This window comes from Microbulbifer aggregans (assembly GCF_001750105.1).
Taxonomy (GTDB): Bacteria; Pseudomonadota; Gammaproteobacteria; order Pseudomonadales; family Cellvibrionaceae; genus Microbulbifer; species Microbulbifer aggregans.
The window spans coordinates 1,317,026-1,342,940 of sequence record NZ_CP014143.1 but is presented as its reverse complement, the minus strand read 5'-3'; the positions used below and the strand labels follow the sequence as shown (position 1 = coordinate 1,342,940).

Sequence of the window (25,915 nt, the reverse complement as noted above, 5' to 3'; positions counted from 1 at the left end):
TTACGTGAGAGGCTGGACGGCCTAGCGTCCAATCACCCGCGACAGGAACGCCGGCAGGCGGTTGCGACTGAACAGGTAGGCATCGCGTACGGAGGCCACATCGACCTGGGGAAAACGGCTCGGCTCCAGATCCTTCACAATGGAAATCTTGTCTCCGGGGGTGAGCTTGCCCCGCTCCACCAGCCGCTCCTTGCGGTCATCGTCTGCAGCCAGGTCGAGCACACGCGGCTGCGGCAGCAGCTGCTTGTCCCGATCGAGCACCACCATCACCTTCGGTTTCAGTCGACGGCGATAGGTCTGCTCCAGCACTACCGCGACCTCGCCGGTGGAAAGCTCCACCTGGGTACCGGTCGGGTAGAGACCAATGGCCTGGATAAACTCCACCACCAGCTGCTCCTGATAGCAGACGCCACGCAGGTCATACAGCTCCGCCACGGCGCGGGATGGAGCTACCGGGAAACTGGCACCGCGGGGATTGGTAGCCTCGTCGTAAAAGGTAACGACACCGCACATGCGCGCCAGCACCGGAATTTTGTCACCCCGGAGGCCAGCCGGATAGCCACTGCCGTCGTGCCGCTCGCGGTGACACTGCACAATCTTGACCACTTCAGGGTCCAGCTGCGGCTCGCGGGACAACAGGTCGACACTGTAGCCAACGAACTTCCGGTACTCGAGCTCCTGGCGAGGACTGCGATCAACGGTCTGCAGGATGTCATCATCCAGCAGCAGTTTACCCACATCCTTCAACAGCGTTGCGAGCCCCAGACGGATCAGGTCCTGGCGCCGCAACCCGATATGGCGACCAAAAAGTACCGACCAGATACTCGCACGGATGGAGTGGCGGTAGGTATGGTCATCTTTTTCCTGAAGCCGGGCCAACCAGGCAGATGCATCCGGGCTGCGGAGCATGCTGTCCACCAGCTGCTCCATTGCCCCCTGCATTTTCTTCAACGGTAACTCTGCCCGCTTACCAGCCTGGGACATGACACTGGCCATGCCCTCGCTAATCTCCCGGTAGAGCTTGTCGGCTTTGGCGGCCTCTTTACGCGCAGGTAATGGTTCGGGGTATGCGTCGCGCTGTACTTGTACGGGGCGACAGGGAATCAGGGCCGGGGCCACAGGGCCGCGCTCGGAGCGCACGCCCCGGGGTTTTTCCGCAGCCGCAGTGGAACGGGTCATGCGGCGCAACTTGACGCCCGCATCGCCGACGGTCTTGACCACATCCACATAAACGTAGCGGCAGTATTTCTGCAGCTGGCGAATTTCTTCGAGGTCGCGGATATAGAAGCCCTGTAACGCAAACGGGGTGCGCGTCCACGGACGATCGAGGCGCGACACAAACATGCCGCGCTGCAGGTCTTCTACATAGACTTTCGCTTGTTCTATCGCCACGACTGGGAAATGCTTTGTTGTTGCTTATTTATTAATCTGCCTGCGCCACCGGCTGGGGGCCAGGGCGGAACAGGCATTTATATCACGACCAGGGAAGCCGGGGACATAAAGTCTAATACCCCGCGCACACCAATCTTGTGACGCGCATCACAATTTCTTCATGCGCCCCGGCCAAACCGCACAGTAACGCCTTCAAAGGTGGTATTTCGGTGACAGCTCTACCACGGCTTCGATCATTGCCCGCGCATGCTCGGGATCGACTTTCGGCGTGATGCCGTGGCCCAGATTGAATATGTGTCCGGTTCCCTGGCCAAAGGCTGCGAGAATAGCAGCCACCTCTTCCCGGATACGCTCGGGTGTTGCGTAGAGCACGGCCGGATCCAGATTGCCCTGCAGCGCCACACGGTCCCCCACACGGGCACGGGCCGCGCCGATGTCGGTGGTCCAGTCCAGGCCCAGCGCCGAGGCGCCGCTTTCTGCCATGGACTCGAGCCACTGGCCGCCCCCTTTGGTGAAGAGAATGCTGGGCACCGGTCTACCGTCTGCCTCTTTGATCAGGCCGGCGACTATTCGCTCCATATACTGGAGAGAGAACTCCCGGTAGGCACCGTGGCTCAGGGCGCCGCCCCAGGTATCAAAGATCTGCACCGCCTGGGCTCCAGCGCGGATCTGCGCATTCAGGTAGTCGGTGACGGAATCTGCCAGCACCGAGAGCAGTTGGTGCATCAGCTCTGGCCGGCTGTAGAGCATTTCCTTACAGCGGGCGAAATCCCGACTTGAGCCACCTTCCACCATGTAGGTCGCGAGCGTCCAGGGACTGCCGGAGAACCCGATCAGCGGCACGCGCCCGTGCAATTCACCGCGGATGGTCCGCACCGCGTTCATCACGTAGTCCAAATCGGATTCGCTGTTAACGACCTCGAGCCGTTGGATGTCCGCTTCGGTGCGCACGGGCTTGTGGAATTTGGGGCCCTCGCCCTCCTCGAAATAGAGGCCCAGGCCCATCGCATCGGGGATGGTGAGAATATCCGAAAACAGAATGGCAGCATCCAGCGGGTAGCGCTCGAGCGGCTGCAGGGTCACCTCACAAGCCAGTTCGGTGTTGCGGCACAGGTCCATAAAGCTGCCGGCCTGAGCCCGGGTGGCCCGGTACTCTGGTAAATAGCGCCCCGCCTGACGCATCATCCACACCGGGGTGCGGTCCACAGGCTGGCGCATCAGGGCGCGCAGGAAACGGTCATTCTTCAGTTCAGAGGGCTTGGCGTCGGACATGATTACCACGGGCTGGTTAAAAAGGCGGCTATTGTAGCGGGGAGCCGCGGGGGAAAACAGGACTGAACACGAGATACCATCAACGTCGCAAATTTGGTCGATTGGCCCGCCTACAACGAGCCACTATCACCTGATATCTAGTACAAAAACCTGAAACCGACACACTGCAATTCATGTCCAGCGACTCGACCGAGCCCCCAACGGCCATGATTGAGGTGTCTCCCCGACCCTTTGCCACACACCAATTGCCGACTTCTTTTCGCCAAGCCCCTGTAGCGTCCGCCCACGCGCATGGAAGGCCCGAGCATCGCCGCTAGCGAACGGACATCAAAAAAGGGGGCATAGCCCCCTTTCTGATTCGCCAGCTAACGGGTCAGACATCCAGGTAGTCGAGAATACCTTCCGCGGCCTGACGACCTTCCCAGATGGCGGTCACCACCAGGTCGGAACCTCGCACCATGTCGCCACCGGCAAAGACTTTTTCGTTACTGGTCTGGAATTTGTAGCGCTGCTCTTCTGCGGCCACCACGCCGCCCCAGTCTGCCACCTGGATATCATGATCGGTAAACCAGTCAGCGGGATTCGGGCGGAAGCCGAAGGCCACCAGTACGATATCGGCGGGGATGATTTCCTCGGAACCGGCTACTACCTGCGGGCGCCGACGTCCATTCTCGTCCGCTTCGCCCAGCTCGGTGGTCACTACTTTCACACCCTCAACCTTGCCATCGCCCACGATCTCGACCGGCTGGCGGTTGAACAGGAAGCGCACCCCCTCTTCCTTGGCATTGGCCACTTCACGGCGGGAACCGGGCATGTTTTCTTCGTCGCGGCGGTAGGCACAGGTGACACTGCGGGCGCCCTGGCGGATGGAGGTACGGTTGCAGTCCATGGCGGTATCACCACCACCCAGTACCACCACGCGCTTGCCATCCACGGAGATAAACTCTTCCGGGTTTTTCTCCCAGCCCATATTGCGGTTCACATTGGCGACGAGGAACGGCAGGGCATCGTGAACGCCAGGCAGATCCTCGCCGGGGAAACCGCCTTTCATGTAACTGTAAGTCCCCATCCCCATGAACACCGCGTCGTAGTCCCGCAGCAACTCTTCGAAACTGATGTCCTTGCCCACCTCGGTATTGAGGCAGAACTCGATACCCATGTCGGTGAAAATTTCACGACGCTGCTGCAGCACGCGCTTTTCCAGCTTGAATTCGGGAATGCCGAACGTCAGCAGGCCGCCAATCTCCGGATACTTGTCGAATACCACCGGCTGTACCCCGTTGCGGATCAGTACATCGGCACACCCGAGCCCGGCTGGGCCGGCGCCGATTACGGCGACGCGCTTGTCGGTCTTTTTGACGTGGCTCAGGTCCGGGCGCCAACCCAGCGCGAAGGCCGTGTCGGTGATGTATTTCTCCGCGTTGCCGATGGTTACCGCACCGAAGCCGTCATTCAGGGTACAGGCGCCCTCGCAGAGGCGGTCCTGTGGACAGACTCGGCCACAGACTTCCGGCAGGGTGTTGGTCTGGTGGCAGAGTTCCGCCGCCTCCATGATGTTGCCGTCGGCAATCAGGCGCAGCCAGTTGGGAATATAGTTGTGTACCGGACACTTCCACTCGCAATAGGGGTTGCCGCAATCCAGGCAGCGGTGTGCCTGACTCGCCACCTGCCGCTCGCTGAACGGGTGGTAGATCTCCACGAACTCATTGGTGCGCGTGATGATGTCTTTCTTGGCGGGATCGATCCGGCCCACATCGACAAACTGGAAGTCATTGTTCAGTCGCTGAGTCATTGTCGTTACCCCTTACTCGCCACGCTTGCGCACATCGGATAGCAGGCCGGCGAGACTCGCCGCCTTCGGTTTCACCAGCCAGAAGCGGCTGAGGTAATCGTCGAAGTTATCGAGTAGCTCCGCCCCCCACTCGCTTCCGGTTTCAGCGACATACTCCTCGATCACCTCGCGCAGATGGCTCTGGTGGGGTTCGAGGGTCTCGCTGCTGATGCGGCGCAGCTCGATCAGTTCATGGTTGCACTTGTCGAAGAAGTCCCGCTCCAGGTCGAGCACATAGGCAAAACCACCGGTCATACCGGCACCGAAGTTAAAGCCGGTTTTGCCGAGCACAGCGACCATCCCGCCGGTCATGTATTCACAGCAGTGGTCGCCAGCACCCTCCACCACGGCGAAGGCTCCCGAGTTGCGCACTGCAAAACGCTCACCCGCGCGGCCAGCAGCGAACAACTTGCCGCCGGTGGCGCCATACAGGCAGGTGTTGCCGACAATGCTGGTATCCTGCGAGGCAAAACTGCTGCCCGCAGGCGGACGGATTACCAGCTTGCCGCCGGCCATCCCCTTGCCCACATAGTCGTTGGCATCACCGTCCAGGTACATCTCCAGACCGCCGGCGTTCCACACGCCGAAGGACTGGCCGGCAACGCCGGTCAGGCGCACTTTCACCGGGGCATCCACCATGCCCTGGTTACCATGGCGCTTGGCGATCTCACCGGACAGGCGGGCGCCAATCGAGCGATCGCAATTGGTGACCGAGTACTGGTACTCACCACCGGAGCGGCTTTCGATCGCCGGCAGCATATCCGCCACCATGCGCTCCGCCAGCTCGCCCTTGTCCCAGGGGGTGTTCTTCGGCTGCTGGCAGGTCTGCGGCTTTTCTGCCAGCAGTGCGTCGGTGTGCAGCAGTGGCGACAGGTCCAGTTTTTTCTGTTTGTCGGTCTGTCCTTCAAGCACCTGCAGCAGGTCCACACGGCCGACCAGCTCCTCCAGCGTGCGCACGCCAAGACGTGCCATCCACTCTCGGGTTTCCTCGGCGACGAAGCGGAAGAAGTTCATCGCCATTTCCGCGGTGCCGATGTAGTGGTCGTCCCGCAGATCCTTGTTCTGGGTGGCGACACCGGTGGCGCAGTTGTTCAGGTGACAGATGCGCAGGTATTTGCAACCGAGGGCCACCATGGGAGCCGTGCCAAAGCCGAAGCTCTCGGCACCCAGGATCGCGGCCTTGACCACATCCAGGCCGGACTTCAGTCCGCCGTCGGTCTGCACCCGCACCTTGTCGCGCAGGTCGTTGGCACGCAGGGTCTGGTGGGTCTCCGCCAGTCCCAGCTCCCAGGGGGATCCCGCATAGCGGATCGAGGTGATCGGGCTCGCAGCAGTGCCGCCGTCGTAGCCGGAGATGGTGATCAGGTCTGCATAGGCCTTGGCCACACCGGCGGCGATGGTGCCGACACCAGGGCGCGATACCAGCTTCACCGAAACCAACGCATCCGGGTTGACCTGTTTCAAGTCGAAGATCAGCTGGGCCAGGTCCTCGATGGAATAGATATCGTGGTGCGGCGGCGGTGAAATCAGGGTCACGCCGGGTACCGAGTAGCGCAGACGCGCGATCAGTTCATTGACCTTGCCGCCGGGCAACTGACCGCCCTCGCCGGGCTTGGCACCCTGCGCCACTTTGATCTGCAGCACTTCCGCATTGACCAGATAGTGCGGCGTAACCCCGAAGCGGCCGGAGGCGACCTGCTTGATCTTGGAGACTTTGTCAGTGCCGAAGCGGGCCGGATCCTCGCCACCTTCACCGCTGTTGGAGCGGCCGCCGAGGCGGTTCATGGCCTGGGCCAGCGACTCGTGCGCCTCCGGAGACAGGGCGCCAAGGGACATAGCGGCAGAATCGAAGCGGCGCAGGATATGTTCTGCCGGCTCGACTTCGTCTACGGAGATCGGCTCCAGCTCGTCGCGGAAGCCGAGCAGGTCGCGCAGGGTCGCTACCGGACGCTGGTTGACCAGCTCCGCGTAATCACGCCAGATGGCATAGTCGCCGGTGCGCACTGCCTGTTGCAGGGTCATCACCACGTCCGGGTTGAAAGCGTGGTATTCCTGACCGTGTACATATTTGTGCAAACCGCCGGCGGAAACCGCCTTGCGCGGTTTCCAGGCGATCTGTGCACGCTTCTCCATATCCACTTGCAGGTCGGCGAAACCGGCACCCTCGATGCGGGTCGGCGCACCGGGGAAACAGAGATCCACCACCCCGCGGGAGAGCCCCACCAGCTCAAACAGCAATGCGCCGCGGTACGAGGCCACGGTGGAAATGCCCATTTTGGACAGGATCTTCAGCAGGCCCTTGATGATGCCGTTGCGATAGTTCTTCTGCGCCTCGGCCGCATCCAGCAGCAACTCACCGGTCTCGATCAGGTGGTTGATGATGCTGTAGGAAAAGTAGGGGTGCACTGCGGTAGCACCCACACCGACCAGACACGCAAGCTGGTGCGCATCGCGGGCACTGGCAGTATCGACGATCACGTTGGAGTCGCAGCGCAGACCGGCGTGCACCAGGTGGTGGTGCACGGCACCGGTCGCCAGCAGCGCATCGATGGGCAACCGATCTGGCTGAATATCGCGGTCAGACAGCACGACGAGCACGGTTCCGGCCCGGACCGCCGCCTCCACATCGGCACACAGCTTGCGGATCGCCGACTCCAGGTCGAGCTGGGCCGGATCGTAATTGAGGTCGAAAATTCTGGACTCGAAACCGGGGCGATCGAGCTCCAGCAGCGCCGTGTACTTCATATGTGAAAGCACCGGCGAGGACAGGATCACCCGGTCGGCGTGCTCCGGCGTTTCCTCAAAGACCGACTTCTCACGCCCCAGGCACGTTTCCAGGGACATGACCACGGTTTCCCGCAACGGATCGATGGGCGGGTTAGTGACCTGGGCAAACTGCTGGCGGAAATAATCGTAGATAGAACGGTTGTGGCGCGACAGTACCGCCATGGGGGTATCGTCGCCCATCGAGCCGACGGCCTCCTGACCGGCTTCGGCCATGGGACGCACTACCGAGTCCCGCTCCTCCAGTGAGGAGCTGAACAGCTTCTGGTAGACCTTGAACTGCTCGTAGGAAAAATTGTTGTCCACCGGTGCGGTGACCAGTGTGGAGCGAATGCGGCGGGCCTTGTCTTTCAACCAGCGCTTATAGGGCTGGCGCGCTTTGAGCATGTTGTCGATATCGGCGGTGTGGTAGAGCTTGCCCTCGCGGGTATCCACCGACAGCATCTGACCGGGCCCAAGGCGGCCCTTTGCCACGACATCCTCGGGCTTGTAGTCATAGACACCGATCTCGGATGCGACCGTGATGATGTCATCCTTGGTGATGACCCAGCGGGACGGGCGCAGGCCGTTGCGGTCCAGGGTACAGACGGCGTAGCGGCCATCGGTCATTACCAGCCCGGCAGGGCCATCCCAGGGCTCCATATGCATGGAGATATATTCATAGAAGCCGCGCAGATCCGGATCCATGCTCTCGACGTTCTGCCACGCCGGCGGGACCAGCATCCGTACCGCGCGGTGCAGCTCCATACCACCGGCAATCAGCATCTCCAGCATATTGTCGAGACTGGAGGAGTCAGAGCCCTCGCGGTTGACCAGTGGCGCCAGCTCGGCCAGTTCTGGCAACAGCGGGCTGGAGAACTTCGGCGTGCGCGCCACCGACCAGTTGCGGTTACCGGTGATGGTATTGATCTCGCCGTTGTGGGCCAGTAGGCGGAATGGTTGCGCCAGTGGCCAGCGCGGCATGGTGTTGGTGGAGAAGCGCTGGTGAAAGACACAGATCGCCGTCTCCAGGCGCGGGTCGGCCAGCTCCGGGAAAAATTTCGGCAGATCTGCCGGCATCATCAGGCCTTTGTAAGACACGACCTGAGCGGACAGGCTGGCGATGTAAACGCCCTCTGCAAGCTGTTGCTCGGCCTTGCGACGGGCCACGAATAGGCGGGCATTGAACTTGGCTTCGCCCAGCGCTTCTTCGGCGTCATTGATCAGCAGGTGTTCGAATCGCGGGAGAGATTCCCGGGCGATGGGGCCGAGGCAGTCAGGGTTGGTCGGCACAGTCCGCCAGCCGGCCACACGCATCCCCTGTGCCTCCAGCTCCCGGGTGAGGATGTCGCGGCCTGCCTGGGCCTCATTTTCGTCGAGCGGCAGCATGATGGCGCCGACGGCGTATTGGTCAGTCAGTTCGACGCCCAGCTGTTCGCGGGCCTCGGCGCGGAGGAAAGTATCCGGCTTCTGCAGCAGCAGGCCGCAGCCATCGCCGGTCTTGCCGTCGGCTGCAATACCACCGCGGTGAGTCATACAGGTCAGCGACTCAATCGCTGTCTTGACCAACTTGTGGCTCACCTGCCCTTTCAAGTGTGCGATCAGGCCAAAACCACAGTTGTCCTTGAACTCATCCAACCGATACAGACCGCTACCCATAAAATTCCTCATCGTTGTTTTGTCGGCCCCGGGCACAGGGAGAAGGGTTCGCACCACATTGAAGGTGTTATCGCCTGGCCGCACGCCGTTTGTTTTTGCTTTCTGCGGCGGCCCTTGTCCCATCGCGGGGCCGGTCGCGCTGCGCGCGAACCTGCCTCACTGACAAAAAAAGCCCGCAAAGGGGCTTTTCTTATTCTGGTTTTATTCTGGCTTCTCAACCCGGTTTTCCCCGGGGGGCGCGCAATATTACTGGCGCCCACCTGGAATTGCAAGAATCGGCAGTCTATTCTTCTGGATTGACCCCAAAAAACCGACTTATCTTCTTTTTGCGACCCTCTCTGTCAAATAGTCCTCAGCAACGATCAAATAGCGATTGGGCGATCACGCTGCACCGCAGAGCCTGAGGGATTTTTCAATCTCCTCGGGACTGCAGTCGGAGACGATTAGGGCCCGACCGAGGCCGGCCAGCAAAACCAGGCGCAAGCGACCATCGATCACCTTCTTGTCGACCGCCATCGCCGTCAGGAACTGTCCGCTAGTCATTCCCTCTGGGGCCCGCACCGGCAAGTTGGCCCGAACCAACAGCGTGCGGACACGCTCGACCAGCTCACCGGTGATATCGCCGCGCAAGCGCGACAGCTCGGCCGCCATCACCATGCCCGCTGCCACCGCCTCGCCGTGGAGCCATTGTCCGTAACCCTGTACCGACTCAATTGCGTGGCCGAACGTATGGCCGAAATTCAGGATTGCCCGCTGACCGCCCTCTCGCTCATCGGCGGCCACCACCGCCGCCTTGTCTTGACAGGAACGCTCGACGGCGTAGGCAAGCGCATCGCGATCCCGGGCCATCAACCGCTCGATGTTGGCCTCGAGCCAGGAGAAGAACCCCTCATCACAGATCAGGCCGTACTTGATGACTTCGGCCACGCCCGCACTGAATTCCCGTGCCGGTAGCGTCGACAACGTGTCCATATCGGCCAGAACCAGTCGTGGCTGGTAGAAAGCACCGATCATGTTTTTCCCCAGCGGATGATTCACACCGGTCTTGCCGCCAACCGAAGAGTCCACTTGCGACAGCAACGTGGTGGGAATCTGGATAAAGTCCACTCCGCGCTGGTAACTGGCTGCCGCGAAACCCGTCATATCCCCTACGACGCCGCCGCCCAGGGCGATGAGGGTGGTGCTCCGATTGTGGCGACACTCCAACAGGGCGTCGAAAATCCGGTTGAGCGTATCGAGGTTTTTGAAGGCTTCACCGTCCGGTAGCTCGATGTGATCGACCTGATCCAGATCGCAACCATCAAGCCCCTCCATGAGTTTCTGCAGGTAGAGCGGGGCTACCGTCTCGTTGCTCACCACCATGACCTGTCGACCCCGGATATAGGGTGCCAGGTTGTTCGAGTTTGAAAGGAGCCCCTGACCAATCAGGATCGGGTAGCTGCGCTCTCCCAGCTCCACTGTGAGGCGATGCATGACATTCTCCATTACTAACAGAATTGGGCGGGGTACCGGACACCAAGGCTTTGCACAGCGACCCAGGGATCGATGCCGGAAAGCGGTTCAACCGGCGGTGTCAGTCTCAGTCAGGCGCTCGGCAACTCGCGTTGCCGCTTGCTTGGGGGTACAGTGGTCGGTCTCACAGACGAGATCTGCCACTTCCCGATAGAGAGGATCGCGCTCGTTGACCAATTCCACAATACGCGCCCTCGGGTCCGGCACCTGTAGCAGCGGGCGATTACTGTTTTTGGAAGTCCGCTCGAGCAGCTGGTCGATACTGGCCTGCAGGTAGACCACCAGCCCGTGCTTGCGCAGCAGCAGCCGGTTTTCCTCCTTCAACACAATACCGCCACCGGTCGCGATCACCTGGACTGGGCCCGCGCAGAGCTGGCTCAGCACGTCGCTTTCGCGGCGGCGAAAACCGGCCTCGCCTTCGACGTCGAAAATCCAGGGGATATCAGCGCCGGTCTTTTCTTCCAGCACCTTGTCTGAATCGGCAAAAGGCAGCCGCAATTGGGCTGCCAGGAGTTTGCCGATAGTGGACTTGCCGGCCCCCATGGGGCCGACCAGAAAGATGGAGCGACTGATCACTTGGAGTAGATGTAATCGTCTTCCATGATCCGCGGAGTGATGAAGATCAGCAGTTCACGGCGGTCGTCGCTGCGTACGGTCTGCTTGAAAAGGTTACCCAGGTAAGGGATATCACCCAGCAGCGGCACCTTGGTTTCACCCTCGATGGCCTGACTCTCGAAGATGCCACCCAACACGATGGTTTCACCGTTGGCGACCAGCACCTTGGTCTGCAGCGAGTTGATATTGATCGATGGAATCTGGGAACCGGTTACCAGGTCGGTGAACAGTTCGCCCACGCTGTCCTGGTTGATATCCAGATCCATGATGATGTTGTTATCCGGTGTGATCTGGGGAGTCACATTCAGCTGCAGCACCGCCTCGCGGAAGGTCACCGAGGCAGCACCGGAAGAGGTTGCCTCAAGGTATGGGATTTCCACACCAGACTCGATATTGGCTTCCTGCTTGTCTCCGGTCACTACCTTCGGCTGGGACACGATTTCGGCCTTACCCACATCTTCCAGTGCGGACAGCTCCAGACCGAGGAAGAAGTTATCTTTCAGGATCGCATAGGCGATACTGCCGGCCGGGTTTGCCACGCCGAGATCCACCAGCAACGGATCGTGGATGGACTGCGGCGCGCTCACATCGGGGATTGCACCATCGCCATCGCGGAAGTCGGTCGCTTGACGGCCGCCACCGATACCGATCTTGTCGTCATCGATGTTGTGATTTTCCGAGTATTCCCAGCGCACACCAAGTTCGCGCATGAAATCGGTATTCGCATTGACGATACGCGCTTCGATCATCACCTGGCGCACGGGGATATCGATCGCCGCGATCAGGGAGCGGAACTGGGCGATCTTCTCTTCAGTGTCGGTGAGGATGATGGTGTTGGTGCGTTCGTCGACAATCGCACTACCGCGGCGGGACAGGATACTGCGCTGCTCGCTGTCGTCGTCACGGCCACCAGCAAAGTTACCCTGGCCCATGCCGCCACCACCGCCACCCTGGCGGCCCGCGAACAGACTAAATAGCTCACGCGCATCCGCGTAGCGCACCTGGATGTACTCGGTGCGCAGCGGTGCCAGCTCCTCGAGCTGCTTGCGTGCTTCCAGCTCCTGGCGTTCGCGCTCGGCGATCTCAGCCGCCGGGGCAACCATGATGACATTGCCATCCTGACGCTTATCCAGGCCCTTGGCTTTCAGGATCAGTTCCAGCGCCTGATCCCAGGGCACACCGTCGAGACGCAGAGTAATGCGGCCCTGTACTGTGTCACTGGCGACCAGGTTCAGGTCGGTAAAGTCAGCAATCAGCTGCAAAACCGAACGTACTTCAATGTCCTGGAAGTTCAGGGACAGCTTCTCACCGCTGAACTGGAACTCCTGGCGCTTCTCACGCACTTCAGCGACGGTCAGCGGCTTCACACTCAGCACGTACTGGTTGTCAGCCTGATAGGCCAGGTAGTCGTAATCACCGGTAGCCGGATCGACTGCAATCACAGTATTGCGGCCGTCGTAGTCGACAGTGATGGACTTCACCGGCGTGGCGAAATCAGTCACATCCAGACGCTGGCGCAGGGATTCCGGCAGGTCAGCTCCCAGGAAGGTAAGCAGAATACGGCCCTTGGTGCGCTCCACATCGATGTTCACGGCCGGATCGCTCAGGCTGACGATCACCTTGCCTTCACCGGCCTCACCGCGGCGGAAATCGATATTGCTGATGGCGACGTTGTCCGCTGCCTGGAAGCGGGTCTGCCCACCCAGGCTCATCGCTTCGGGCTGCTGTTGCTGCACCGGAGCGGCGGCGACCGATGCCGTGGTCGCAGAGTCGGCGCCGATCTCCATCACAATCTGGTTGCCCTGGCGCTCACTGGTGTATACCGGCAGCTGGTCCAGGTTAACGATCAGGCGGGTGCGATCCTCGCTGGAAACAATCACGGCGCTGCGGGCACCGCCGATTCCCAGTGAATATTTTTTCTGTGGCAGCGAACTCTCAACCCCGGCAAAGTCCATGACGATGCGGGCGGGCTGCTCAATGGTGTAGCCGGTGGGCTCCGGCGGCACATCCCTGAAGCTCAGGCGTAGCTGAACGCGGTTACCGGGCAGTTCAGAAAACTGAATATCGTTGAGCTGATTGACCTGAGCCAGTGATACTGTGGGCATCAATGCCAGAGCCAGCAACAACACCTTCCCGGCGGCCAATACTTTGGCGAGTTGCTTGTTCATCATTATTGGTTGTCCTTCTCTTCCAAAGTCAGCGCCCGAGGCCGCTCAATCCAGCCACCGGTGCCATCCGGTACGATTTCCAGTACATCAACCTGCGAAGCAGAGGCACTCACCACGCGGCCGTGGTTCTTGCCAAGGTAGTTGCCGACAGTAATCCGGTGAATCCCCCCCTCACCATCGTCAACCAGCGCCCAGATCTGGCCGCTGCGCGACAGCGTGCCCACCATGGACAGCGCGTCAAAATTGAAACGTTCCAGCAGCTCCTTGCGGCGATCCGTCTCCGGGGCCACGTCCAGGCGCCGGCCGACCAGGCGCTGTTCGGCGTCCAGAACAGGACGGGTGAACGGGCTGCGTTCGGCAGCAGCACTGTAAACGTAAGGGCTGTAGGGCGTGAACGTGGGAATCGGTTCGATCTGTCCCTTCGGCTTGGCCTTGACCGCCGCCATCTTCTGGCGCAGATCACTATGGCTCGTATCGAGGCTGCAGCCGGCTACGGCTGCGGCGGTGAGCGCAAGAGCAAACAGTCTGATCATCCCTCTTCCCCCTGCTCTTTGTAGCGGTAGGTCTTGGCATTGATGACCATGTTCAGCAGCGCACCGCCGTCTTTGCTTGTGTCGATATTGAAGTCGTGCAACGTGACGATTCGGGGCATACCGGCGATCCCACTGACGAAGGCACCGAACTCGTGATAGCCACCCTGTACTTCGATCCGGATTGGCAGCTCGACGTAGAACTCGCCAACCTGCTCTTCTTCGAGGGCGATCTTCTGGATCGTCAGGCCGCTACCGCGCCCGAACTCGTCGATATCCTCGAGCAGGCCCGGCACTTCGGTATCCTTTGGCAGCTGCTTCAGCAACGCACCGAAAGTCTCCTCCATTTCCGCCAGCTGCTCCCGGTAAGCATCCAGGTTGGCAGCCTCGAAGGATTTCTTCTCAAACTTGGTGAAGAGCTCCCTCTCTTTGTTGGCTGCAAACTCCAGCTGCTGGTAGCGGTCGCTGATCATGAAGTAATAACCACCGCCGACCAGCGCCAGCGAGATGATCAGCAGCAGTGCAATGCGTCCGGCCAGCGGCCAGACACCCACGCGTGAAAAGTCGATATCGTTGATATCGAGCTCATTCAGCTTTTTGAGCGTATCCTCCAACGCCATGGCACGGACCCTTTAATTAGCGCTTGTCGCTAGTTCTTGTTGTTCTTCGTCTTCTTGCTTCTTGCGCCCACTGACCGTGACGGTCATCTGGAAGGCACTGGCCTGCTCGCCAAACTCAGGCTTCGCGGTGACGCCGGTGAGGTTCGGGGACTCATACCATTCGGACTGGTCCAGATTGCGCATAAAAGAGGAGACCCGGTTGTTGGACTCGGCTACACCGGTGATCTCGACCGTCTTGCCGGCACGCTTGAGACCGGTCAGCCACAAGCCTTCAGGGGCCGCAGTCACCATTTCGTCGAAGTAGCGCACAGCGAGCGGACGGTTGCCCTGAAGCTCCTGAATCACGCGCATCCGATCAATCAGCTGCTGACGGCGCTTTTTCAGATCCTGGATCTCGCGCACCTGCTTTTCCAGGGCGGTGATCTCGGTCTGCAAAATGCGATTGCGCTCGTTCTGGTTGGCAATCTGGCCGTCGACCGTCTTCATCCACAGAAACACGGCGACGCCGGTGGCAATCACCACCAGCGCTGCGACCTGCTGAAACTCTTTCTGTTTCTGTGCGCGGAACTCCTGGCGCCAAGGCAATAAGTTAATCTTGGCCATTCTCAGTACTCCTTCTCGCGCATCGCTAGCCCCGCCGCGATCATCAGCGAGGGGGCCTCATTGGCAAGCGCCTGGCGATTGACCCGGGAAGCCACGGTCATGTCCTGGAAGGGGTTTGCCACCATGGTCGGCTTACCCAGTTTCTCCCCCACCAGGTCCGCCAGCCCCTCCATGGCAGCCACGCCGCCACCGAGCAGGATGTAGTCGACATCACTGTAGGAAGTAGAGGAGTAGAAGAACTGCAGGGAGCGGGTCACTTGCTGGACCACCGCGTCACGGAACGGCTCCAGGACCTCGGGGTAATAGTCGTCTGGCAGGCCACTGCCGCCCTGACGCTTGGCCAGACCCGCCTCCTCGGCGGAGAGGCCATAGCGACGCTGGATTTCATCGGTCAACTGGCGACCGCCGAACAGCTGCTCGCGGGTGTAGACGGTCTTGCCATCCACCATCACGGAGAGCGCGGTCATAGTGGCGCCGATATCGATCACGGCCACCACCAGCTGCTCCTGGGGCGGGAACTGCCGCTCCATCAGCGTGTAAGAGCGCTCGATGGCGTACGCTTCCACATCCACCACAGCGGCCTGAAGCTCGGCTTCTGCAAGAGCGGAAACTCGCTGCTCGATGTTCTCGCTGCGACAGGCGGCCAGCAGGACTTCCACCTGACCTTCACCCTTGTCCGATGGGCCCTGCACCTCAAAGTCGAGGTTGACCTCATCCAGCGGATAGGGGATGTACTGGTCGGCCTCGAGGGCAATCTGCGCCTCGAGCGCGTCCTCATTGAGATCCGCAGCCATTTCCAGGGTCTTGGTGATCACGGCAGAGCCGGACACCGCTACCGCGGCCTGGCGCAGGCGAGTCTTCGAACGGCGCACCACTTTGCGGATTGCTTCCGCGGTCGCACCCACGTCATTGATGTTTTTGTCGACTACCGCATTGGGAGGCAGGGGCTCGACGGCGTAACATTCGACCCGGTATTTGTCACCGTTGCGACTTAGCTCCAGTAACTTGACCGCAGTGGAGCTAATATCTAGCCCCAACATGGCCTTCGGGCCCTTATTGAGAAAAGGGAGCATCCCCATTTTTCTTATCTTTTCCGTGGGTTATGAAGATTTGATGTTATAGCACTTTAAATTACAGCTGCAACCGCCAATTGCATAGGTATCAGCGCACAATATTCGTATAATTATTCACCCGATCTGATTCAGACGTAAACCAGAAGCATTGTTACATGTCCGAAAAAGCCCGCAATCGCCTGCTATCGCTGTTATGGCTTGCCCTGGCAGGGGCGGCCGCCACAGCCATGGCCTTTGCCAGCATCTACCTGTACCTGAAACCCGGCCTGCCCTCTGTCGAAAGCCTGCGCGATATTCGCCTGCAGACGCCGCTGCGCGTGTATTCGCGGGATCTCAAGCTAATCGGCGAGTTCGGTGAAAAGCGCCGTAACCCGATCGGTATCGAACAGACACCTGAGCTGTTCGTCAAGGCCATTCTCGCTGCCGAGGATGACGGCTTTTACTCCCATCGCGGCGTATCGATTAAGGGCCTGATGCGGGCTGTGACCCAGCTGCTGCAGTCCGGCTCCATCCAGTCGGGGGGTAGTACCCTGACCATGCAGGTGGCGCGAAACTTCTTCCTGAGCCGGGAACAGCGCTTTGTCCGCAAGTTCAACGAGATCCTGCTGTCCCTGCAAATCGAGCAGGAACTGAGCAAAGACGAGATTCTCGAACTCTACATCAATAAGATCTTCCTCGGTAACCGTGCCTACGGCTTTCAGGCCGCGGCCCACGTCTACTACGGCCGCGATATCAGTGAGCTGAACCTGGCCCAGTGGGCGATGATGGCGGGACTACCCAAAGCCCCCTCCACCTACAACCCCCTGGCAAACCCGTCCCGTGCGCTGGTGCGCCGCAACTGGATCCTGCGCCGCATGCTGGAACTGGGCTACATCGACCAAGCTGATTATAAGAACTCTATCACAGCCCCGGTCACAGCCCGCCACCACCCGCGGGACCTGGACATGGATGCCCCCTACATCGCCGAAATGGCGCGCAAGGAGGCCGTGGAGCTGTTTGGTGACAGCGCCTACACCGACGGCTACCAGGTTATTACCACCGTCGATAGTCGCCTCCAGCAGGCCGCACAGGAAGCCTTGCAGCGGGGACTGGAGAGTTACGATGGCCGGCATGGCTACCGCGGCCCGGAGCAGCGGCTGAACGAAGAGCTGCTGCAAGACAGCGACCAGCTGGTCGACCTCCTCAACGAAATCCCGATCCTCGGCGGTCTCGAGCCCGCCGTGGTCACCGCGGTGGAACCGAAGAAGCTGCAGGTCCAGCTGCGCGATCGCCGCGTCGTCGAAGTGCTCTGGGAGAACGGCCTCGAATCCATCCGGCCCTTCCTTTCGGAAAACGCCCGCGGCCCGCGGCTGCAATCCGCCGAGGAGATGTTCGCTCCAGGCGACGTGATCCGCCTGCGCAGGGTTGAAATCGACCCGCAGGCAGAAATCGAGGTTGCCAACAGCGGCGATGAAGGAGCCGCCACACAGGGGCCCGACCCCTTTGCCGATCCCGGCGAGCCCGGCGCGCCCCTTGAAGAGCCCGAAGTTCGCGAGGAATGGCACCTGGCCCAGGTTCCCGCCGCTCAGGGCACCCTGGTATCGCTGGCCCCCGAGGACGGCGCTATCCGCGCACTGGTAGGTGGCTATGACTTCCGCCAGAGCCACTTCAATCGCGCCACCCAGGCCGCACGTCAACCGGGGTCGAGCTTCAAGCCGTTCATCTACGCAGCGGCCATCGAGCGCGGTTATACAGCGGCCAGCATGATCAATGACGCGCCAATTATTTTCGAGCAAGCCAACCTGCAGGACGTGTGGCGCCCGGAAAACGACGGCGGCGACTTCCTCGGTCCAACCCGGTTACGCAAGGCGCTGTACCGCTCGCGCAATATGGTTTCCATCCGCCTGCTGCAGGCGCTGGGAATCGATAGCGCCCTCAGTTTCGTGGAACGCTTTGGTTTCGAGCGCAGCAAGCTCGCCCGCAACCTGACCATTGCCCTGGGTAGCTCCGCCCTCACTCCGGTCGAAATGGCACGTGGTTACGCGGCTTTTGCCAATGGCGGCTACCGGGTGGAGCCCTATCTGGTTGACAAAGTTCTCGATGTAAACGGGGACGCGGTGTACCGGGCCCTGCCCCTGACCGTGTGTCGGGACTGTCCGGAACCTGGCAGCGAAGAGCTTCAGCATGAACCGCTGGATCTCGAGGAAGTGCAGATGGAGGCGGCGGCAATCGAGCCCTCAGAGGAACCCGTAGACCTGCGCACCCTGCATGTGAATCCGGTCTACAGCGAATCCAGTGAGCAGGCCCGCCCGCGCGCGCCCCGAGTCATCTCGCCGGAGACCACCTACATCATGGACTCCATGCTCAAAGATGTGATCAAGAAGGGTACCGGGCGTAAGGCACTGGTCATGAAGCGCGGCGATATCGCCGGCAAGACCGGTACCACCAACGGCCCACGCGATGCGTGGTTCTCAGGCTATAGCCCGCACCTCGCCACCAGCACCTGGGTCGGCTTCGACTCCAATGATGAGCTGGGCAAGAACGAGTTCGGTGGCTCTGCGGCCCTGCCGATCTGGATCGACTTTATGACCGCCGCGCTGGAGGGGCTGCCGGAACGGCACCTGCCGCAGCCGGACGGTATTGTCACCGTGCGCATCAACCCGAACACCGGCCTGCGCACTTCCGGCGGCGGCATGTTTGAGATATTCCGTGCGGATCGAGTGCCGGGCAGGGAGAGTTACCGCTCCATCTCCCCGGTCTACTCCAACGACCCGGATACGAGCGACGAATCCCCCCGCCGCGAGCGGGAATCACTGCCGGAGGAGCTGTTCTGATCGCAGGCAGATCGCACTTTACGAGAGACAAAAAACGGGGCCCTAGGGCCCCGTTTTTTGTCTGATCACTGTCAATTTTCCTGGTCGCTGTGTTGCCATCGCGACTCTCTTGATAACGAGCCACATAGCGATTTCACCATACCGACCGTTCAATCCGAGCCCGGTGGTTGGGACCAAACTAGCGACCGCTGCGATACTCCAGACATGCGCTTTCCAGCATCTCCAGATCAGGAATCACCGCATCCTCTCCAGACATTGCCACATGCACCAGCTCGCCGGGTCGGCATGGCTTGTCGCGCGCAGCAAGCTCCTGAGGAGTTACCCGCACCAGCCGCGGCGTTCCCTGTAGCATCAACCCGAGAAAGGGTAGGTCGCCATCAGGGTTGCCGCTATTGAGCACTGCGATCCGCCCGTTATTGCTCGGTGATGCCAGAGAACCTCCTCGCAGCACTTCGAACGAAATCAGAGGCAATCGCTGTTCGCGCCAGTTCAACTCACCAAGGTACCAGTCAGGCGCATCATAGGCGGCGACCGGTGTCTGCACCGCAATAACCTCTGACAGGGTGTCCACAGGCACCAACAGCTGACCGTCGGCCAATTGCAGGAAGAGACTGCTCACTTCCTGCGGCACATCGACCGGCAGCGCTTGCACTCCACTCATTGCGACTTTCCCTCTCTATTCACCGTTATTGATCCGCCAGTTCCGGCAGATGCTCGCGGATAGCCGCCAGCAGGACTTCCTCCTGGTAGGGCTTGCCAAGGTATTGGTTGACCCCGAGCGACAAGGCGTGATCCCTGTGCTTTTTACCCGTACGCGAAGTAATCATCACGATTGGAATATCCCGCAAGCTGCTGCTGGAACGGATATGGCGCGCCACCTCGAAGCCGTCCATTCGCGGCATTTCGATATCCAGCAGGATGAGATCCGGCTTTATATCCTGGAGCTGAATCACCGCATCCTGACCGTCTTTTGCCGTGACCGAGATGTAGCCTTCCCGCTCCAGGAAGCGGGTAGTCACTTTCCGTACAGTAACGGAATCATCCACCACCATGATGGTCTGCTGTCGCTCTTCCGCAGGCAGGGCCTGGGGCGGCGTGGGCTCTGGCTCGAGCGCAATGGCCTCGATGTCCGGCCGCGCCAGCTGTGCGGCCTGACGGCGCAACAGAGCATGGGCATCCAGAATCACAACCACGGTGCCGTCACCGGTGACCGTGGCCCCGGAAACACCCTGCACGGTGGCGAACTGCGGACCAAGGCTCTTCACCACGATTTCACGGCTGCCCATGATCGCGTCAACCTGCAGGGCCATGGCATGGCCCTCGGAGCGCACCAGCAGAACCGGTAGCTGCGTGTCCTCAACACTCAGCTTCGGCTGAGCCTCGGACTGCAACAGCGTGCCGAAGTAATTTACCTGGTACGGCTCCCCTGCATACTCAAACCGCGCATCTTTAGAGCGGTAATAGTGCTCCAGCTCGAACGGACTGAGGCGCACGATGCCCTCGATGGTGTTCAGCGGCAGCGCAAACAGGTCATCACCGATGCGTACCATCAGCGCCCGGTTGACGGAGACCGTAAACGGCAGGCGCACGACGAACTCGGTGCCACTGCCCAGCTGGGAATTGATGTGGACGGTGCCACCGATCTGCTTGATCTCGGCACTCACCACGTCCAGACCCACGCCCCGGCCGGAGATCTGCGTCACCTTCTCCGCGGTACTGAAACCCGCCTGCAGAATGAACTGCAGAATCTCGTTGTTGGACAGTTCTGCGTCAGGTCGCATAAGGCCGGAATCGACCGCCCGCTGCCGAACCTTCATCAGGTTGATGCCGGCACCATCATCGCTGATGGTCAGCACGACTTCACTGCCCTCACGCTCGAGCGCGACGGTAATCCGGCCTTTTTCAGACTTGCCGGCCGCCTCGCGTTCCACGGGCATCTCGATGCCGTGATCCACCGCATTGCGGAGCATGTGCTCCAACGGTGCGACCATCCGCTCCAGCATGGAGCGATCCAGCTCGCCTTCGACGTTGGAGAAGACCAGCTCGACCTGCTTGCCGAGCTCGGCGCTGACCTGCCGCACGATCCGCCGCAGACGCGGCACCAGACGCGAGAAAGGCACCATGCGGCTGCGCATCAGCCCTTCCTGCAGCTCGGTATTTACCCGGGACTGCTGCAACAGGAGGGTCTCTGTGTCCCTGGTCTTGTTACCCAGAGTGGCACGCAGCTCCAGTAAGTCCGAAGTGGACTCCATCAATGAGCGTGACAGCTGCTGAATAGACGAGTAGCGGTCCATTTCCAGCGGATCGAAATCGTCATCCTTTTCCGCCAATTGCTCCTGACGGAACAGGATCTGTGCTTCGGTTTCGAGATCCAGGCGGCGCAACTGCTCATTGAGCCGCTGCAGGGTCATATCCATTTCATCCAGGGCAAGGCCGAATTCACTGACCTGCTCTTCAAGACGACCGCGGGAAATCGAGGTTTCACCGGCCAGGTTGACCAGCTCCTCCAACAGCTCGGCGGCCACCCGCACCATTTCCTGCGGCTGACCACGATTAGGCGCAGCGGCCTCGCGTTGCTGTACGCGCCCGGGTTTGCGAACGAACGGCAGTACATTGCCGCCACGCTTCACCGGCAGCAGTTGTGCGGCAGCAGTATCCTGGCGCTCCTCGCCCCCGGCAGCCGGCGCTTCCGTCTTTGACTCGACATCGGCCGCTTCCAGCAGGCTCTCTACGGAGGGCAGCTCCCGGGTGGACTCCAACTCTTCAGGCTCGGGATCCCGCGCCTCGATACCGTAATCTACCGGATCGGCATTTTCAGACAGCTGCCCGTCGGCCCAGGTCGTGGACAGCAGGTGGCCGAAGGCCTCCTGCTCGTCGCCGGTCATCCAGGCCCTAACCGTCTCGACACCGCCGGCGAGGCGATCGTAGATGGCGTGTGCGTCGGCAAAGAACTCTGCCGAGGGTTCGGCATTGCCCTGCATACCCTCAATCACTGTTTCGAAGCGGTGCGCGACCTCACCGAGCCCCATAAGGCCCGCCATCCGTGCACCACCCTTGAAGGTGTGCAACACCCGCTTCAGAGCCTCCGCCAGACTTGTATCTGTCGGCTCCTGCTCCCAGCCCTGAATCAGCTCTTCCAGCTCATCGATAAGATCCCCGGCTTCTTCCATGAAGACATCCACCACATCGGGATCGATGTCGGCCAGCAGGGCATTGAGGCCAGGTTCAGCTTGGGCGGTGTCGCCAGCTTCTGACGACTGTTCACTGCCCGCTGTAAGGCCAGCTTCTGTTACTGTTTCGACACCGAGGTCATCCCAGTCATCGAGGATATCTGCCGTCTGTAGCGTCGCTTCGGAATCCGGGTTGTCGGCGGCCGCCGGCTCATTCTTGCCTGCGCCTGGGGTCGCCTCCTCAACGGGAGCATTTGCTCCATGCTCTTCCCCCGCCAGGGTCTCGGCAGAGAGAAGATCATCAAAACTGAGGTCGTCGAACTGGTCCCCAAGGTCCTCGGTTACGCCGTCTTCAGTGGCGGTAACCGCATCTGCCCCTGACGACGGGGCATCGCTGACTGTGTCCTCATCGCCCGGCAATGACAGACCGTCGAGCTGGCTGCTGTCCTCGTCCGTAGTCTCCGGCGAGGACTCATCGTCACCTTTCCAGCCCTCTGACCAGCGGCCCGCGTCTTCCGTCGTGGGCAGGTCGGCGCTGTCGATACCCAGCTCCGCCAGGTCGAAATCATCGTCTTCAGCAACGGGGCTCTGGTCCTGGGCCAGGTAACGCAGCGCCTCTTCAACGGCCTCGCTTACCTCGGGCAGGTCCTGAGCCGCCGCGACGGCATCGACCAGATCCAACAGCTCATTGTGCCCCTGCTCGAGGGAAGCCCACAGCGCGGGCTCTGCCTCCAGCTCGCCATCAATCACCTTCCGGTAGACCGCCAATAGCAGCTCGGACAGTTCCGCCAATGTCGGTAACTGGGCGCGATTGGCTGCTTCCTCCAGTATCTGCAGTTCCTCTGCCACCGGATGCAACAGCGCCATGTCATCGGGTCTCGAACGCCACTGGTTCAGCATCTGATCGGCATCGAGCAGTACTTTCATGCCGTCCGCCATGATCACAGCCAGCAACTGCGGGTCCACGGCTCTCGGTTCGTTGGCCTCGCGCTCGCGAATCAGGTGCCCGACGGCACGCTCCTGCAGCTCGGCAACGCGGGCCAGGAACTGTTCTGACTTTTCAATTCTGAGCTCTTCACCACTGCGGATCTGGTCCAGCGCAGCGCGGACATAATCTGCACCGTCGCTGATCAACTCGAAAGTATCTTCGTCGATCGGTACCTGGTAGGTCCGCAGCTCCTTGGCAAAGCGTTCCAGTGGCGCAATCAACTGCGCAACCGGCTTCACTTCTGCCATATGAGCGGAGCCTTTCAGCGTGTGCAGTGCCCGGTGCAGGGGATCGGAGGGAAGGCCGTAAACCGGAGCGCACTGGCGCATTTCCTCGAGGAATTCGGCCACAACGGACAAGTGTGTTTCCGCTTCCTGAGCGAAAATCTCCCAGAGCTGATCGTGCTCGTCCGCCGCGTCGCGGTCAGGAGCCACTTCAGCAGCTGCGGCAACTTTACCTCCGTCGAGCTCTGGCGGTATTTCACCCCGGGACAACTGCTGCGCCCAGGTTTCGAGCCGGCCTGTCAGTGAGGGATCGGGGTCAGCCCGGCGCTCGCGGAAGGCATCGATCATCGACGGCAGCTTCTGCCGTACCTGCTCAACCAGTGCCGCGTGCGCACGCTGGGGCTTCACCGTTTCATCGATGATGCGGTTGAGCATATTCTCCACTGCCCAGGAGAGCTCACCGATATCCGCGGCCTCGACCATGCGGCCAGAGCCTTTCAGAGTGTGGAAACCGCGGCGGAATTCCACCAGGGCTTCCTCGTCAGCAAAATTGGCGGCCCATCGCGGGAAGTATTCAGCGATGGCCTCGAGCACCTCGGAGGCTTCTTCCAGGAAGATCTCGATGATCTCGTCGTCGATCAGACTCTCATCGTCATCCGCCGCCGCACTTTCCTGGACAGGGCTCTGCTCGATTTCAGCCTGCGCGCCGGAATCCTGCGCAGTGTGCAAGAGCTCGCCTTCAACGACCTCTGCATCATCAACGGTGGGTGCCTCCTGACTGGATACGGGCTGCTCGCCATCGGCAAACCAGCTGCTCTCTTCCCCGGTTTCAACGGGAACCTCATCGTCAGCTTCGAGCTCCAATTCGAAACCGGCGAGTGCATTATCCTCTTCCGCCTGCTCCGAAGGGGTTTTGAACGCTGCCTCGGTGCTTGTCAGTACCGGATCTTCGACACCGGATACAGCGAATCCCAGGGTGGCCACGCTGTCTTCCGCCAGCGCCAGCAGCATATCGGCATCTTCGATGCCTTCCGCCCGGCGCTCCAGGTAATACTCAACACTGGTGATCGCATCCGCAAGGGTATCGAGCAGTTTCCAATCCGGCTGTGCACCAGCACTGATCAGTTGTTCGCTGATATAGCGACGACAGGCACTGACAATCTCCCCGGCACGGCGGTAACCAACCATATCCAGACCGCCGCAGACTTCCTGCAAGCGCTCCGGAACCTGGTTCAGGTAGCTGGCGTCCCAGTGGCTGGCGATGTACTCGACTACCGCCTCTTTCACCTGCTCCAGTCCGGCTCGTGCTTCGCGAAGCACCGACTCGGTAGCATCACCCATCAGGGGCGGCGCATCCTCAACAGATTTGTTGCGACTGAAGGCGGACTGCAACGCTGAATCCAGCTGCACCAATTCACCGGCCGCATGCATGAGCATATCGTCAGGATCAGCGGTGCGAGAGGCATCGCGGAGAGAATCGTAGACTGCGCGCGCACGTGTGCGCTGGGATTCCAGACCCAGGACGCCGAGAGTGTCAGCGATCCGCTTGGCCACCGCCGCACTGTCGGAGAGTGGGGCTCGCTCGCCGCCCGCAACTTCAGGCTCCAGAGCCTCACGCAGGGTCCGCAACTCCTCTCTCAGGGCAGTAATAGCGGTGCCAAGCGCCTCCGGGCCCATGGCAAGGGCATCACCGGTATCCGGGCGCGGTGTACCGGGGACAGCCCGATCGAGGGCGAACGTCCGATACAGGGACTCCCGCTGCGGGCCATTCGGGCCGCTCAGGTAGACGTAGAACAGCAGGTTGCGGACCAGGTCCTGATCGAGGCGTGCATCGAGAACACTGGCCCCGCGGCCCTGCAGCAGCCGAAATTCGACATCGATTCGCCGCAGCAACTGGCGCAGCGCCGGCATGACACTGAGATGATGGGATTCGATTCCTTCAAAAATCCCGCCGAGAATCTGCCACAGCGGCTGGCGCACACTGCCGCTGTAGAGCAGCGCCATTTTCTCGGAGACTTTTTTCAGGTAGGTGAGGTTTTCACCGCTGTTTACATCGCGAATGAGGCCTGCCGCAGCTACGTGATACATCTTACGCAGCTTGGTGACCAGCTCCTGGAAGCGCGGGTTGTCAGCAATAATCGGCTGACGCTTGCCCTCGGCAACATCGAGCGGTGAAAGGTCCGGCGCGAAGATGGCGCCCTCGGTAATCAGGCGCTCCCGCCTGACCGCGCGCAGGTCGTTTAACAGGGGCAACAGCAGCACAGGGTTGTCCCGGCGCTGGAAGGAGACCTTTTCCAGGTAAAGCGGCAGCTCGAGCAGCGCCCGCATGAGAAACTCGCGAGTTTCCTCGCTGTTTTCCACACCGCCGGTCGCCAGCGCCTGAACCAGCTGCTCCATCTCTTCTGCGAGCATGGCAGCGCCAGTAAGCTCAGCCATGTGGAGGCTGCCATGGACCTGGTGAATCAGCGTGAGGCAGTTTTGCAACAAACTGCTATCGGCATCCGCGTCTACAGCGAAGTGCTCGAGATGCTGGCGCGCTTGCGTCAGCGTCTCGTTAATTTCACCGCTCAGCCAATCCAGGGCCTGAAAGTTGGGATTGTCGTGATTCACGCCAAGTCCTCAGTAAATCTGTCTGTACGCGGGTTGCCGGCGCGATCCGGCAATCTGTGGTGACCGGAGCCA

Annotated in this window: 15 protein-coding genes; 2 read left to right on the top strand and 13 right to left on the bottom strand. The window is 60.7% G+C overall.

Annotated elements, in window-relative coordinates; translation table 11 throughout:
- Nucleotides 1-21: 21 nt before the first annotated feature.
- The 11 genes from AUP74_RS05775 to AUP74_RS05725 form a co-directional block, all read right to left on the bottom strand.
- On the bottom strand, nucleotides 22-1,392 hold the full coding sequence (locus AUP74_RS05775; RefSeq protein WP_069946745.1) for an HD-GYP domain-containing protein: 1,371 nt from the start codon (nucleotides 1,390-1,392) through the stop codon (nucleotides 22-24).
- A gap of 192 nt (nucleotides 1,393-1,584) precedes the next feature.
- Nucleotides 1,585-2,664 carry a uroporphyrinogen decarboxylase gene (hemE, locus tag AUP74_RS05770; protein ID WP_069946744.1) on the bottom strand — a complete coding sequence of 360 codons (1,080 nt, stop codon included), beginning with the start codon at nucleotides 2,662-2,664 and terminating at the stop codon, nucleotides 1,585-1,587.
- Between the two features lie 373 nt (nucleotides 2,665-3,037).
- Nucleotides 3,038-4,456, bottom strand: coding sequence for an FAD-dependent oxidoreductase (locus AUP74_RS05765; RefSeq protein WP_069946743.1), 1,419 nt, complete (start codon nucleotides 4,454-4,456; stop codon nucleotides 3,038-3,040).
- Nucleotides 4,457-4,468: 12 nt separating this feature from the next.
- Nucleotides 4,469-8,917 carry a glutamate synthase large subunit gene (gltB, locus tag AUP74_RS05760; protein WP_069946742.1) on the bottom strand — a complete coding sequence of 1,483 codons (4,449 nt, stop codon included), beginning with the start codon at nucleotides 8,915-8,917 and terminating at the stop codon, nucleotides 4,469-4,471.
- A gap of 381 nt (nucleotides 8,918-9,298) precedes the next feature.
- Nucleotides 9,299-10,390 carry a 3-dehydroquinate synthase gene (gene aroB, locus AUP74_RS05755; protein ID WP_069946741.1) on the bottom strand — a complete coding sequence of 364 codons (1,092 nt, stop codon included), beginning with the start codon at nucleotides 10,388-10,390 and terminating at the stop codon, nucleotides 9,299-9,301.
- A gap of 87 nt (nucleotides 10,391-10,477) precedes the next feature.
- On the bottom strand, nucleotides 10,478-11,002 hold the full coding sequence (gene aroK, locus AUP74_RS05750; RefSeq protein ID WP_083261092.1) for a shikimate kinase AroK: 525 nt from the start codon (nucleotides 11,000-11,002) through the stop codon (nucleotides 10,478-10,480).
- Nucleotides 11,002-13,215 carry a type IV pilus secretin PilQ gene (gene pilQ / locus AUP74_RS05745; protein ID WP_193427352.1) on the bottom strand — a complete coding sequence of 738 codons (2,214 nt, stop codon included), beginning with the start codon at nucleotides 13,213-13,215 and terminating at the stop codon, nucleotides 11,002-11,004. The genes aroK and pilQ overlap by 1 nt, the downstream gene beginning before the upstream one ends.
- A complete protein-coding gene (locus AUP74_RS05740) occupies nucleotides 13,215-13,745 on the bottom strand; it encodes a pilus assembly protein PilP (RefSeq protein ID WP_069946740.1) in 531 nt (176 codons plus the stop codon). The genes pilQ and AUP74_RS05740 overlap by 1 nt, the downstream gene beginning before the upstream one ends.
- Nucleotides 13,742-14,362 carry a type IV pilus inner membrane component PilO gene (locus AUP74_RS05735; protein ID WP_069946739.1) on the bottom strand — a complete coding sequence of 207 codons (621 nt, stop codon included), beginning with the start codon at nucleotides 14,360-14,362 and terminating at the stop codon, nucleotides 13,742-13,744. Before AUP74_RS05735 ends, AUP74_RS05740 begins: the two co-directional genes overlap by 4 nt.
- Nucleotides 14,363-14,374: 12 nt before the next feature.
- Nucleotides 14,375-14,965: a PilN domain-containing protein gene (locus tag AUP74_RS05730; RefSeq protein ID WP_069946738.1), complete on the bottom strand. Its 591-nt coding sequence runs from the start codon at nucleotides 14,963-14,965 to the stop codon at nucleotides 14,375-14,377.
- A gap of 2 nt (nucleotides 14,966-14,967) precedes the next feature.
- Nucleotides 14,968-16,044, bottom strand: coding sequence for a pilus assembly protein PilM (locus AUP74_RS05725; RefSeq protein ID WP_069946737.1), 1,077 nt, complete (start codon nucleotides 16,042-16,044; stop codon nucleotides 14,968-14,970).
- 149 nt (nucleotides 16,045-16,193) lie between these two features.
- Here AUP74_RS05725 and AUP74_RS05720 point away from each other — a divergent pair, with 149 nt between their 5' ends.
- Nucleotides 16,194-18,851, top strand: coding sequence for a penicillin-binding protein 1A (locus AUP74_RS05720; protein ID WP_069946736.1), 2,658 nt, complete (start codon nucleotides 16,194-16,196; stop codon nucleotides 18,849-18,851).
- Nucleotides 18,852-19,029: 178 nt separating this feature from the next.
- Here AUP74_RS05720 and AUP74_RS05715 read toward each other — a convergent pair whose 3' ends face one another.
- Both AUP74_RS05715 and AUP74_RS05710 read right to left on the bottom strand, forming a co-directional pair.
- Nucleotides 19,030-19,512 (bottom strand): chemotaxis protein CheW, encoded by a 483-nt coding sequence (locus AUP74_RS05715; RefSeq protein WP_069946735.1) that lies wholly within the window; start codon nucleotides 19,510-19,512, stop codon nucleotides 19,030-19,032.
- Between the two features lie 25 nt (nucleotides 19,513-19,537).
- The gene (locus AUP74_RS05710; protein WP_237475153.1) at nucleotides 19,538-25,780 is read right to left on the bottom strand and encodes an Hpt domain-containing protein; all 6,243 of its coding nucleotides are present in this window, start codon (nucleotides 25,778-25,780) and stop codon (nucleotides 19,538-19,540) included.
- Here AUP74_RS05710 and AUP74_RS17375 point away from each other — a divergent pair.
- A complete protein-coding gene (locus AUP74_RS17375; protein WP_226999956.1) occupies nucleotides 25,682-25,906 on the top strand; it encodes a hypothetical protein in 225 nt (74 codons plus the stop codon). The genes AUP74_RS05710 and AUP74_RS17375 overlap by 99 nt on opposite strands.
- Nucleotides 25,907-25,915 lie beyond the last annotated feature (9 nt).

Bases quoted from the DNA above. Each gene is read 5' to 3' on its own strand.
- hemE (WP_069946744.1), bottom strand. From the start codon at position 2,664: ATGTCCGACGCCAAGCCCTCTGAACTGAAGAATGACCGTTTCCTGCGC.
- AUP74_RS05765 (WP_069946743.1), bottom strand. From the start codon at position 4,456: ATGACTCAGCGACTGAACAATGACTTCCAGTTTGTCGATGTGGGCCGG.
- gltB (WP_069946742.1), bottom strand. From the start codon at position 8,917: ATGGGTAGCGGTCTGTATCGGTTGGATGAGTTCAAGGACAACTGTGGT.
- aroB (WP_069946741.1), bottom strand. From the start codon at position 10,390: ATGCATCGCCTCACAGTGGAGCTGGGAGAGCGCAGCTACCCGATCCTG.
- pilQ (WP_193427352.1), bottom strand. From the start codon at position 13,215: ATGATGAACAAGCAACTCGCCAAAGTATTGGCCGCCGGGAAGGTGTTG.
- AUP74_RS05740 (WP_069946740.1), bottom strand. From the start codon at position 13,745: ATGATCAGACTGTTTGCTCTTGCGCTCACCGCCGCAGCCGTAGCCGGC.
- AUP74_RS05735 (WP_069946739.1), bottom strand. From the start codon at position 14,362: ATGGCGTTGGAGGATACGCTCAAAAAGCTGAATGAGCTCGATATCAAC.
- AUP74_RS05730 (WP_069946738.1), bottom strand. From the start codon at position 14,965: ATGGCCAAGATTAACTTATTGCCTTGGCGCCAGGAGTTCCGCGCACAG.
- AUP74_RS05725 (WP_069946737.1), bottom strand. From the start codon at position 16,044: ATGGGGATGCTCCCTTTTCTCAATAAGGGCCCGAAGGCCATGTTGGGG.
- AUP74_RS05720 (WP_069946736.1), top strand. From the start codon at position 16,194: ATGTCCGAAAAAGCCCGCAATCGCCTGCTATCGCTGTTATGGCTTGCC.
- AUP74_RS05715 (WP_069946735.1), bottom strand. From the start codon at position 19,512: ATGAGTGGAGTGCAAGCGCTGCCGGTCGATGTGCCGCAGGAAGTGAGC.
- AUP74_RS17375 (WP_226999956.1), top strand. From the start codon at position 25,682: ATGGACCTGGTGAATCAGCGTGAGGCAGTTTTGCAACAAACTGCTATC.